This is a genomic window from Pseudomonas sp. KCJK8993 (genome assembly GCF_046230915.1).
Taxonomy (GTDB): domain Bacteria; phylum Pseudomonadota; class Gammaproteobacteria; order Pseudomonadales; family Pseudomonadaceae; genus Aquipseudomonas; species Aquipseudomonas piscis.
Genome location: NZ_JBJJLO010000037.1, coordinates 39,866 through 51,161, shown reverse-complemented (window position 1 = coordinate 51,161; position 11,296 = coordinate 39,866). Strand labels below are relative to the sequence as shown.

Annotated in this window: 10 protein-coding genes; all 10 read right to left on the bottom strand. The window is 62.2% G+C overall.

The features are described from left to right. The coding region (gene nuoG / locus ACK6AU_RS14350) for an NADH-quinone oxidoreductase subunit NuoG (RefSeq protein WP_409299668.1) at positions 1-1,391 on the bottom strand (1,391 nt) is incomplete at its 3' end. Between the two features lie 132 nt (positions 1,392-1,523). Continuing rightward, positions 1,524-2,903: an NADH-quinone oxidoreductase subunit NuoF gene (gene nuoF, locus ACK6AU_RS14345; RefSeq protein ID WP_185699002.1), complete on the bottom strand. Its 1,380-nt coding sequence runs from the start codon at positions 2,901-2,903 to the stop codon at positions 1,524-1,526. Beyond that, complete coding sequence (gene nuoE, locus ACK6AU_RS14340; RefSeq protein WP_070091876.1) at positions 2,900-3,397, bottom strand: NADH-quinone oxidoreductase subunit NuoE; 498 nt, start codon at positions 3,395-3,397, stop codon at positions 2,900-2,902. The genes nuoF and nuoE overlap by 4 nt, the downstream gene beginning before the upstream one ends. A 2-nt stretch (positions 3,398-3,399) precedes the next feature. After that, positions 3,400-5,181 carry an NADH-quinone oxidoreductase subunit C/D gene (gene nuoC, locus ACK6AU_RS14335; protein ID WP_185699003.1) on the bottom strand — a complete coding sequence of 594 codons (1,782 nt, stop codon included), beginning with the start codon at positions 5,179-5,181 and terminating at the stop codon, positions 3,400-3,402. 71 nt (positions 5,182-5,252) lie between these two features. Then, positions 5,253-5,927: an NADH-quinone oxidoreductase subunit B family protein gene (locus tag ACK6AU_RS14330; RefSeq protein WP_022639646.1), complete on the bottom strand. Its 675-nt coding sequence runs from the start codon at positions 5,925-5,927 to the stop codon at positions 5,253-5,255. A gap of 10 nt (positions 5,928-5,937) precedes the next feature. Beyond that, positions 5,938-6,351 (bottom strand): NADH-quinone oxidoreductase subunit A, encoded by a 414-nt coding sequence (locus tag ACK6AU_RS14325; RefSeq protein WP_185699004.1) that lies wholly within the window; start codon positions 6,349-6,351, stop codon positions 5,938-5,940. A 594-nt stretch (positions 6,352-6,945) separates the two neighbouring features. Continuing rightward, entirely contained in the window at positions 6,946-8,271 is a 1,326-nt protein-coding gene (aceA, locus tag ACK6AU_RS14320) for an isocitrate lyase (RefSeq protein ID WP_185699005.1), read from the bottom strand. Positions 8,272-8,754: 483 nt separating this feature from the next. Further along, on the bottom strand, positions 8,755-9,525 hold the full coding sequence (locus tag ACK6AU_RS14315) for a secretin N-terminal domain-containing protein (protein WP_409299667.1): 771 nt from the start codon (positions 9,523-9,525) through the stop codon (positions 8,755-8,757). A 168-nt stretch (positions 9,526-9,693) separates the two neighbouring features. Further along, positions 9,694-10,116 carry a GNAT family N-acetyltransferase gene (locus tag ACK6AU_RS14310; protein ID WP_022639642.1) on the bottom strand — a complete coding sequence of 141 codons (423 nt, stop codon included), beginning with the start codon at positions 10,114-10,116 and terminating at the stop codon, positions 9,694-9,696. Beyond that, entirely contained in the window at positions 10,109-11,278 is a 1,170-nt protein-coding gene (locus ACK6AU_RS14305) for a JmjC domain-containing protein (RefSeq protein WP_409299666.1), read from the bottom strand. Before ACK6AU_RS14305 ends, ACK6AU_RS14310 begins: the two co-directional genes overlap by 8 nt. Between the last annotated feature and the right edge of the window lie 18 nt (positions 11,279-11,296).

Sequence of the window (11,296 nt, the reverse complement as noted above, 5' to 3'; positions counted from 1 at the left end):
CTGGCGTCGATGGCGTGGGACACGTCGAAGCCGAGGCGGGCCAGGGGGGCGGGGGCGGCGTGTACAGACTCTTCGGCGACGTCGTCGAGGCGGGTTGCAGCCAGGCTGGCGATGAACAGCGGGTTCAGCGCGTGCTGGCCGATGTTCTTCACCGCAGCGTCGAGCCATGGCTGGACGCGCATGGCGTCGGCCATTTCCTCGGCCTTGCCCTTGACCGACTGGCGCAGGGCCAGGGCCATGCGGGCGGCGGTCTGGGTCAGGTCCTCGCCGAGGACGAACACCGCGTCGTGGTCTTCCACTTCACGCAGGTTGGGAATCGGCAGCGGGCTGTCCTTGAGCACTTGCATCGCCAGGCGGATGCGCTCCAGTTCGCTGGCTTCGATACCGGAATAGAAGTGCTCGGCGCCGACCAGCTCCAGCAACGCATAGTTGCTTTCCAGGCTGGCGCGTGGCGAGCCGATGCCGACGATGTTGCGTCCGCGCAGCAGGTCGGCGGCCTGGTCCAGGGCCTGGTCCAGGTTCAGCTGGGTGCCGTCGGCCAGGCGTGGCTGGCGAGGACGGTCCTTGCGATTGACGTAGCCATAACCGAAGCGGCCACGGTCGCAGAGGAAGTACTGGTTGACCGAGCCGTTGAAGCGGTTCTCGATGCGTCGCAGTTCACCGTAGCGCTCGCCGGGGCTGATGTTGCAGCCGCTGGAGCAGCCATGGCAGATGCTCGGCGAGAACTGCATGTCCCACTTGCGGTTGTAGCGCTCGGAGTGGGTCTTGTCGGTGAACACACCGGTCGGACAGACCTCGGTGAGGTTGCCGGAGAATTCGCTTTCCAGCACGCCATCTTCGACGCGACCGAAGTACACGTTGTCGTGGGCGCCGTAGACACCCAGGTCGGTGCCGCCAGCGTAGTCCTTGTAGTAGCGCACGCAGCGATAGCAGGCGATGCAGCGGTTCATCTCGTGGGCGATGAACGGGCCGAGCTCCTGGTTCTGGTGGGTACGCTTGGTGAAACGGTAGCGGCGCTCGTTGTGGCCGGTCATTACCGTCATGTCCTGCAAGTGGCAGTGACCGCCTTCCTCGCACACCGGGCAGTCGTGCGGGTGGTTGGTCATCAGCCATTCGACGACGCTGGCGCGAAACGCCTTGGACTCTTCATCGTCGATGGAAATCCAGGTGCCGTCGGAGGCAGGGGTCATGCAGGACATGACGATACGACCGCGGGTGTCGTTCTCGTCGGTGTACTGCTTGACCGCACACTGCCGGCAGGCGCCGACGCTACCGAGCGCCGGGTGCCAGCAGAAATAGGGGATGTCGAGGCCGAGTGACAGACAAGCCTGTAGCAGGTTGTCCGCACCGTTGACTTCGAGCGCTTTGCCGTCTACGTGGATAGTGGCCATGGTTCAAAGTTCTTCGTTGGCCCGCGCGAGCGGGCGTGGCTAATGGAAATCGGTGGACCTGCGGCCCGCACCGAACGAGTCGGGCGGGCCGCGAGGCCGGCGGATGGCACGGACCATCCGCGATTCATCTTGTTATGCGCCGACCACGATCGGCCCGGCCTGGATTGGCTTGGCCAGGTTCGGGCGCAGGGCGTCGCCAGCAGTTGCTGGAGCGACACCGGCCTCGAACTCGGACCGGAAATACTTGATGGCACTGCCCAGAGGCTCGACGGCACCCGGTGCGTGAGCACAGAAGGTACGGCCTGGGCCGAGGAAGTTGACCAGACCCAGCAGGGTCTCGATGTCTTCGGCGCGGCCCTGGCCCTTCTCCAGGGCGCGCAGCATCTTCACGCTCCATGGCAGGCCGTCGCGGCATGGGGTGCACCAGCCGCAGGATTCACGGGCGAAGAACTCTTCCATGTTGCGCAGCAGCGAGACCATGTTGATGCTGTCGTCCACCGCCATGGCCAGGCCCGTACCCATACGGGTGCCGACCTTGGCGATGCCACCGGCGTACATCTGCGCGTCGAGGTGCTCGGGCAGCAGGAAGCCGGTACCGGCACCGCCTGGCTGCCAGCACTTGAGCTTGAAGCCGTCGCGCATGCCACCGGCGTAGTCTTCGAACAGCTCGCGGGCGGTGACGCCGAACGGCAGTTCCCACAGGCCCGGGTTCTTCACCTTGCCGGAGAAGCCCATCAGCTTGGTGCCGTGGTCCTCGCTGCCTTCGCGGGCCAGCGACTTGTACCAGTCGTTGCCGTTGGCGACGATGGCCGGGACGTTGCACAGGGTTTCGACGTTGTTCACGCAAGTCGGCTTGCCCCACACGCCGACGGCGGCAGGGAAGGGCGGCTTGGAGCGAGGGTTGGCGCGGCGGCCTTCCAGGGAGTTGATCAGCGCGGTTTCTTCACCGCAGATGTAGCGACCGGCACCGGTGTGCACGAACAGCTCGAAGTCGAAGCCGCTGCCCAGGATGTTCTTGCCCAACAGGCCCGCGGCCTTGGCTTCCTCGATGGCACGGTTCAGGTGCTTGGCCGCGGTGGTGTACTCGCCACGCAGGAAGATGTAGCCGCGGTAGGCCTTCAGCGCACGGGCGCTGATCAGCATGCCTTCGACCAGCAGATGGGGCTGTTGCTCCATCAGCATGCGGTCCTTCCAGGTGTTGGGTTCCATTTCGTCCGCGTTGCACAGCAGGTAGCGGATGTTCATGGACTCGTCTTTGGGCATCAGGCCCCACTTCACGCCAGTGGGGAAGCCTGCGCCGCCACGGCCCTTGAGGCCGGAGTCCTTGACGGCCTGGACGATATCGTCCTGGGACATCTGCGCCAGTGCCTTGCGGGCAGCGGCGTAGCCGTTCTTGGCCTGGTACTCTTCGAGCCAGACCGGCTCGCCGTCGTCACGCAGGCGCCAGGTCAGCGGGTGGGTTTCGGCCGAACGGGCGATGCGGTTGGCCGGGCCGAAGGAAGTGATGGTCATACGTAACCCTCCAGCAGCTTGGCGACGCCAGCGGGCTGCACGTCGCCAAAGGTGTCGTCGTCGATCATCAGCGCCGGGGCCTTGTCGCAGTTGCCCAGGCAGCACACCGGCAGCAAGGTGAAGCGACCGTCGGCGGTGGTCTGGCCGAGGCCGATGCCCAGTTCGCTCTGGATCTGGCTGACCACCGACTCGTGGCCACCGATGTAGCAGACCATGCTGTCGCACACGCGAATGATGTGGCGACCGACTGGTTGGCGGAAGATCTGACTATAGAAGGTGGCTACGCCCTCGACGTCGCTGGCGGGGATGCCCAGCACTTCGCCGATGGCATAGATAGCGCCGTCCGGCACCCAGCCTCGTTCCTTCTGGACGATCTTCAGGGCTTCGATGGACGCCGCGCGCGGGTCCTCGTAGTGATGCATCTCGTGCTCGATGGCCGAGCGCTCGGTTTCGCTCAGGGCGAAACGGTCTGTCTGGATAAGCGTGCTGTTCATGCTTAGCGGTCCACGTCGGCCATAACGAAGTCGATACTACCCAGGTACGCGATCAAGTCCGCGACCATGCTGCCGCGGATCACCGAAGGGATCTGCTGCAGGTGGGCGAAGCTCGGGGTACGGATCCGGGTGCGGTAGCTCATGGTGCCGCCATCGCTCGTCAGGTAATAGCTGTTGATGCCCTTGGTCGCTTCGATCATCTGGAAGGATTCGTTGGCCGGCATCACCGGACCCCACGAAACCTGCAGGAAGTGCGTGATCAAGGTCTCGATGTGCTGCAGGGTGCGCTCTTTAGGTGGCGGCGTGGTCAGCGGGTGGTCCGCCTTGTACGGGCCTTCCGGCATGTTGCGCAGGCACTGGTCGATGATACGGATACTCTGGCGCATCTCCTCGACGCGGACCATGCAGCGATCGTAGGCATCGCCGTTGTGGCCCAGCGGGACTTCGAACTCGAAGTTCTCGTAACCCGAGTATGGGCGGGCCTTGCGCAGGTCGAAGTCGCAACCGGTGGAGCGCAGGCCGGCACCGGTGGTGCCCCACTCCAGGGCTTCCTTGGTGTTGTAGGCGGCGACACCGATGGTCCGGCCACGCAGGATGCTGTTCTGCAGGGCGGCCTTGGTGTACTCGTCGAGGCGCTTGGGCAGCCAGTCGACGAACTCCTTGACCAGCTTGTCCCAGCCGCGCGGCAGGTCGTGGGCCACACCGCCGATGCGGTACCAGGCCGGGTGCAGGCGGAAGCCGGTGATGGCTTCGATCACCTTGTAGGCGCGCTGGCGGTCGGTGAAGGTGAAGAACACCGGGGTCATCGCGCCCACGTCCTGGATGTAGGTCCCCAGGAACAGCAGGTGGCTGGTGATGCGGAAGAACTCGGCCAGCATGATGCGGATGGTGTCGACCTTCTCCGGCACCTTGATGCCGGCCAGCTTCTCGACCGAGAGCACGTACGGCAGGTTGTTCATCACCCCGCCGAGGTAGTCGATGCGGTCGGTGTAGGGGATGAAGCTGTGCCAGGACTGGCGCTCGGCCATCTTCTCGGCGCCCCGGTGGTGGTAGCCGATGTCCGGCACGCAGTCGACGATCTCTTCGCCGTCCAGTTGCAGGATGATGCGGAAGGCACCGTGGGCGGAAGGGTGGTTCGGGCCCAGGTTGAGGAACATGTAGTCCTCGTTGGCCCCGGAGCGCTTCATGCCCCAGTCTTCAGGGCGGAAGCGGGCGGCTTCTTCTTCGAGCTGCTGCTTGGCCAGGTTCAGGCTGAACGGATCGAATTCGGTGGCACGGGCCGGGAAGTCCTTGCGCAACGGGTGACCTTCCCAGGTCGGCGGCATCATGATCCGCGAGAGGTGAGGGTGGCCGGCGAAATCGATGCCGAACATGTCCCAGACTTCGCGCTCGTACCAGTTGGCGTTGGGCCAGATACTGGTCACGGATGGCAGGTTCAGGTCGCCCTCGGACAGGGCCACCTTGATCATCACGTCGCTGTTTCGCTCGATCGACAGCAGGTGGTAGAACACGCTGAAGTCGGCACCTGGCAGGCCCTGGCGCTTGGTGCGCAGGCGCTCGTCCACGCCGTGCAGGTCATAGAGCATGACGTACGGCTTGGGCAGGTTGCGCAGGAAGGTCAGGACTTCGACGAGCTTGGAGCGCTCGACCCACAGCACCGGCATGCCGGTGCGGGTGGCCTGGGCGGTGAACGCCTCGGGGCCAAAACGGTTGTTGAGTTCGACGACCACATCCTGGTCGTCAGCCTTATAAGGCGGGATGTACAGAGCACTGCCTGTAGTCATGGTTTTTTATCGCTTTCGGTCAACGTAAAGAGTGAAGCCAGTGTCGTTTCTTGGTTAAGAACAGATCTGGATCAGACTTCGTCAGGGCTGCGCAGGTTGGTGACCTGAATACGCTGTTCGCGGCGCTGTTCCTTCTGCGACGGCATTTCAGCGCGATACACGCCTTGGTCGCCGACGACCCAGGAAAGTGGGCGACGCTCCTGGCCAATGGATTCTTGCAAGAGCATCAGGCCCTGCAGGAATGCCTCGGGACGGGGCGGGCAGCCAGGTACGTAGACGTCCACGGGCAGGAACTTGTCCACCCCCTGAACTACGGAGTAGATGTCGTACATGCCACCGGAGTTGGCGCACGAACCCATGGAGATGACCCACTTGGGCTCGAGCATTTGCTCGTAGAGACGCTGGATGATCGGTGCCATCTTGATGAAGCAGGTACCGGCAATGACCATGAAATCCGCCTGGCGTGGCGATGCCCGGATAACCTCGGCGCCAAAGCGCGCGATGTCATGGGGCGCCGTGAAGGCGGTGGTCATTTCCACGTAGCAGCAGGAGAGACCGAAGTTGTACGGCCACAGGGAGTTCTTGCGCCCCCAGTTGACCGCGCCACTCAGCACGTCTTCCAGCTTGCCCATGAAGATGTTTTTGTGGACCTGATCCTCTAACGGATCGGCGACGGTTTCCCGCTGGCCGATTGGATACTGGTCGTTAGGAGCATCGGGGTCGATCCTGGTGAGATTGTATTGCATTGCCAAAGCCTCATTGTTTTAGCTTCGCCTGCCGCTTACGACGACCTTCCGGAGCCCAATCAAGAGCCCCCACTCGCCAAAGGTAGACAAGACCTGCCAACAGAATTGCTATGAAAACGAGAGCTTCGGCGAATCCGGTCCAGCCGCTTTCGCGGACGGACACAGACCAGGCAAAGAGAAATAGGGCTTCGATATCGAAGATCACGAAGAGCATCGCGACCAGATAGAATTTGGCTGAGAGCCGCAAGCGGGCGCCACCTGTAGGTAGCATGCCGGACTCGAACGGTTCGTTTTTACTGCGGCCCCAGGCTTTTGACCCGAGGAGGCTGGAGAGGCCGAGCATGAAGGCGCATAGGCCGACAACACCCAGAAGGAAAATGGCAAAGCCCCAGTTGTGGGCCATGAGTCCTGTCGCTTCGGGCATGCTGGTAATCCTTAACAGAGAGCAAGAGTCTCTGAGCTTGATAAAGAAACAAAGCAGTGACGATATGTCGCAGTGCAATCAATCGCGCTGATTTTATGGCTAAACACCGGGCAAGTAAAATTTCTGAAGCGAAATTGTTTATCGCAATAAGGACATAGCTCACCTCGGTAGCGCCGCAGGCCGCGGCCTGTGGGCATTAGCGGGAGTTTCGTTAATTATCTTTTGTTGTGGCTGTAACGAAAGTCGCAATATCTAAATGATAATCAATATTGTTTGGGAGCTGATTTAAACTGCTTTCCTCGACAGGGTGGGAAAGTTGCTTGTTATATCCCTGTTACTACAAGTAGCAGGACCGTACCTTTTAGCCTGTTTCGCTGCTGTGAATGCCGCCCTGGGTCAATGTTTTGCCAGTTTTTGTACGTTAGTTGCGTTGTGATGGGGGAGCGAAGGCAAGGAGGATGACGGCCGTATCGTCCTGGTTACTTCAGGATGGGCAAAAAAACGCCCCGAACCAGTCGGGGCGTCAGATTTACAGCAGTGCAGTCGTTCTTACCGGGCCTGCATTGGCCGCTCGATCAGGGCGTGATGCCTGGATCAGTGGAACTGTTCTTCTTCGGTGGAGCCGGTCAGGGCGGTTACCGAGGACTTGCCGCCCTGGATCACGGTGGTCATGTCGTCGAAGTAGCCGGTGCCCACTTCCTGCTGGTGCGCCACGAAGGTGTAGCCTTTGGAGGCGTCGGCGAATTCCTGCTCTTGCAGCTTCACGTAGGCAGTCATGTCGTTGCGGGCGTAGTCGTGCGCCAGGTTGAACATGCCGTGCCACATGTTGTGGATGCCGGCCAGGGTGATGAACTGGTGCTTGTAGCCCATTGCCGACAGCTCGCGCTGGAACTTGGCGATGGTGGCGTCGTCCAGGTTCTTCTTCCAGTTGAACGAAGGCGAGCAGTTGTAGGACAGGATCTGGTCCGGGTACTCCTTCTTGATCGCTTCGGCGAAACGACGGGCTTCGTCCAGGTCCGGCTTGGCGGTTTCACACCAGATCAGGTCGGCGTAAGGCGCGTAGGCCAGGCCGCGGGCGATGGCCTGGTCGAGGCCGGCGCGGACCTTGTAGAAGCCTTCCGGGGTGCGCTCGCCAACCACGAACGGTTGGTCGTACGGGTCGCAGTCGCTGGTCAGCAGGTCGGCGGCGTTGGCGTCGGTACGGGCCAGGATGATGGTCGGTACGCCGGCAACGTCGGCCGCCAGGCGAGCAGCGGTCAGCTTCTGCACCGCTTCCTGGGTCGGAACCAGTACCTTGCCGCCCATGTGGCCGCACTTCTTCACGGAGGCCAGCTGGTCTTCGAAGTGAACGCCGGCGGCGCCTGCCTCGATCATGTTCTTCATCAGTTCATAGGCGTTCAGTACGCCGCCGAAACCGGCTTCGGCGTCAGCCACGATCGGTGCGAAGTAGTCGACGTAGCCTTCGTCACCTGGGTTCTTGCCGGCTTTCCACTGGATCTGGTCGGCACGACGGAACGAGTTGTTGATGCGCTTGACCACGGTTGGAACCGAATCCACCGGGTACAGCGACTGGTCTGGGTACATGGACTCGGCCGAGTTGTTGTCGGCAGCCACTTGCCAGCCGGACAGGTAGATGGCCTGGATGCCAGCCTTGACCTGTTGCACGGCCTGGCCGCCGGTCAGGGCGCCCATGCAGTTGACGAAATCTTTTTCAGGGCGGAAGGATGGGTGGGCGCCCTTGGTCACCAGGTTCCACAGTTTTTCCGCGCCCATGCGGGCCAGGGTGTGCTCTGGCTGGACGGAACCACGCAGGCGAACGACATCGGCGGCGGTGTAGGTACGGGTCACGCCTTTCCAGCGCGGGTTTTCGGCCCAGTCTTTTTCGAGGGCTGCAATTTGCTGTTCGCGTGTCAGTGCCATGGAGATAAACCTCGTCGCATAGGTCTTGGTGGAAAATTCCTGCTCCGCCGATTACGCAGGTCCTGAAAAAGTGCGTAGAAGGCTGTTCGCTGACCAGGGGCTGGGTGCTCAAGTCGGTCTGGCGCGATGGCGACGGGTGAACGATGGGCTCGAGGGGAAGTGAGCAGGTGGAGGCCAGCTGCAGGGCGCATCCGGGCGTCGTGGGCCTTCATGCGATCCTTCAGTGTGTTGCCGATCTACCTAATTACGCTTCCGTCCCTCGGGACAACTTCGTTCCAGTCGCAATCTCGTCAAACGCGCCTTGTGGGCGGTACAGACACGAATCGGCTCAGGTGGGTGGGTTAGAGCGGCGATCCGAAGGCCCTTGCCAGGGCCCCTGATTAGCGGGAGCGAGGCCATCATGCCCGCGGTTTTTTGGCTCGTCAAATGTTTTGTAGTGCTTTTTTTAAGGCACTACATCTTTGGTCTAATACGACTAATCAGTCAGTTTTCGGTGCCTTGGTCCAAGGCGTCGACCTTGACCCGCAAGGTCATGTCATCCCGCCCCTGGGTCGAGTAGCTGCGGCCCAGGCCCTGCTTGTCGGCCTGGGTCTGGCGGTTGACGCCGGCCAGGGTGATCCACTCGCCCAGCCGTCCGCTGACCGTTGTGTCGGTACTTTGCACGTTCACTACATCAGGACGTTCCTGGCTCATGCGGTCACGGTTGGTGCTGATGCTCAGGTGCACGGTCTCGCCGGTGACGCTGGCCGTCACGTAGAAGCCTTGGGTGACGTTGCGGTACTGGGTCTGGTTCAGCAGGCGGCCGTAGGAGTCGGTCTGGGTGCTGGTCAGGGGTACGCTCTGGCCGACCTGGATCAGCGCTGGCACGCCTTCGCTGGCCTGGACCTGCTGGATGCCGCCGTCACGGCTTTCGGTGCTGCGGTTGATGATGCGAGCCTGTGGCGCACCGTTGACCGTGTAGCCCTGGTTGCCCTGGAAGTTGTTCTCGTTGGTGTCGACGGTGATCAACAGGCGCCTGGCCGGGGTGTCGAGCTGGGCGATGAAGGCGCGTAGCTCGGCGATACGGCCCGGCTCGGCATTGACGATCAACTGGTTGCCATAGGCGCTGACCTTGCCGTCCTTGCCGATGAAGTTCTGTGCCAGCGGCAGCAGGTCGGCGCTGGTGCGGTTGTTCAGGGGCACGATTTCGGTAGCGGCAATGACCGAGCAGCTGAAGGTCAGCAGCAGTGTCGTGAGCAGGGTGCGTAGGGACATATCCGTTATCTCCGCGAATAGCTGGCGTAAGGCCTTGAGTTTGACACTTTGTCGGCCCAGGGTGGGGCAAGTTGAATCCCGGACGGCAAAACGCCCCGCCATCCTGGTCCCGGCCTCGAGGCGCAGGGGATGGCGGGGCGTCTTATACGCGCTTGGGCGAGTGGGCTGTCAGGCGCCACGCACCATGTCGACGTGGGGGATGCCCGCTTCGAGGAATTCCTCGCTGACGATGGAGAAGCCCAGGCGCTCGTAGAACGGCGTCGCCTGGACCTGGGCGCTGAGCATCTGCTGCTTCAGGCCGCGTTTCTCGGCTTCATCGATAACGGCACGCATCAAGGCGTCGCCGACTTTCAGGCCGCGCCAGTCCTTGAGTACCGAGACTCGGCCGACGTGGCCGTCGGGCAGCAGGCGCGCGGTGCCGATGGCGAAGTCGCCCTCGAAAGCCAGGAAGTGCACGGCGCCGTTGTCGTCCGAATCCCACTCCAGTTCGGGTGGAACCGATTGTTCGGCAATGAATACCGCTTCACGAATGCGCCGGATCTCGGCGTTATCCTTTTGCCAGTCTGCGACACGTACGTGAATCTTATTCATCGGCAAATCCCAGGCTCCCTTGCTTGACCAGTTCGCACAGCAGGCCGCGTCCGTCGTCATCCGCCAGCCAGGGGCCGAGGTTGTCGATGTGCAGCGCATCGGCGGCGCAAATCATTTTCAACAGCTCGCGCAGTTTACCGGGAAGCAACCGGCTTTGGCCGCTGGCAAACAGTAACAAGTCTTCGTCCACCTCGGACCAGGCCAGGCGTGCGCTCGGGTTGCGAATCAACACCGCGCCCTGTTCCAGGCTGTCCAGCAGTTCGTCTTCTTCCATCGCTTCCGGGCCTGTCACCAGCTCCGGATAGCGTGGCTCGGTCATGAACTGGCCGAACCAGGTCAGCAGCAGGCGTTCGTCGCCCATGTGTTCAGCCAGCAGGCCCTTGAGGCGGTCGAGGGCGTCGTGCTGGATCTGGTGCGGATCGATGGCCGGTTGTGCGTCGGCGTCGGTATAGCGCTCTTCGTCCGGCAGGAACTGGCTGAGGAAGTCGGTGAAGTGGGTCAGCACTTCGGCGGCGCTCGGTGCGCGGAAACCTACCGAGTAGGTCATGCAATCGTTGACCGCGACGCCGTAGTGGGCCAGGCGTGGCGGCAGGTACAGCATGTCGCCGGGTTCCAGGACCCAGCTTTCGGTTTCTTCGAATTCGGCGAGGATGCGCAGGTCAGCGTGCTGCAGCAACGGGCTGTCGGCGTCGCACATCTGGCCGATCTTCCAGTTGCGCTTGCCGTGGCCCTGCAGCAGGAACACGTCGTAGTTGTCGAAGTGCGGGCCGACGTTACCGCCAGGGGCGGCGAAGCTGATCATCACGTCGTCGATACGCCAGCTGGGCAGGAAGCGGAAATGCTCCAGCAGCTCGGCGACTTCCGGCACGAACTGATCCACCGCTTGCACCAGCAGGGTCCAGTCGCGCTCGGGCAGCTTGCTGAACTCGTCCTCGGCGAAGGGGCCGCGACGCAGTTCCCAGGGGCGCTCGCCGTTTTCGATCACCAGGCGCGACTCGACTTCTTCTTCCAGGGCCAGGCCGGCCAGTTCGTCGGCATCGATCGGGCTTTGGAAGTCAGGCATGGCCTGGCGCACCAGCAGCGGTTTCTTCTGCCAGTAGTCGCGCAGGAATTCCCGCGCGGTAAGGCCGCCCAGAAGTTGCAGGGGAGTATCAGAATTCATGTGTAACCTATTGAAAAA

Excerpts from the sequence above, each read along its gene's own strand:
- nuoF (WP_185699002.1), bottom strand. The coding sequence starts at position 2,903 with ATGACCATCACTTCCTTCGGCCCGGCCAACCGCATCGCCCGTTCGGCC.
- nuoE (WP_070091876.1), bottom strand. The coding sequence starts at position 3,397 with ATGAACAGCACGCTTATCCAGACAGACCGTTTCGCCCTGAGCGAAACC.
- nuoC (WP_185699003.1), bottom strand. The coding sequence starts at position 5,181 with ATGACTACAGGCAGTGCTCTGTACATCCCGCCTTATAAGGCTGACGAC.
- ACK6AU_RS14330 (WP_022639646.1), bottom strand. The coding sequence starts at position 5,927 with ATGCAATACAATCTCACCAGGATCGACCCCGATGCTCCTAACGACCAG.
- ACK6AU_RS14325 (WP_185699004.1), bottom strand. The coding sequence starts at position 6,351 with ATGCCCGAAGCGACAGGACTCATGGCCCACAACTGGGGCTTTGCCATT.
- aceA (WP_185699005.1), bottom strand. The coding sequence starts at position 8,271 with ATGGCACTGACACGCGAACAGCAAATTGCAGCCCTCGAAAAAGACTGG.
- ACK6AU_RS14315 (WP_409299667.1), bottom strand. The coding sequence starts at position 9,525 with ATGTCCCTACGCACCCTGCTCACGACACTGCTGCTGACCTTCAGCTGC.
- ACK6AU_RS14310 (WP_022639642.1), bottom strand. The coding sequence starts at position 10,116 with ATGAATAAGATTCACGTACGTGTCGCAGACTGGCAAAAGGATAACGCC.
- ACK6AU_RS14305 (WP_409299666.1), bottom strand. The coding sequence starts at position 11,278 with ATGAATTCTGATACTCCCCTGCAACTTCTGGGCGGCCTTACCGCGCGG.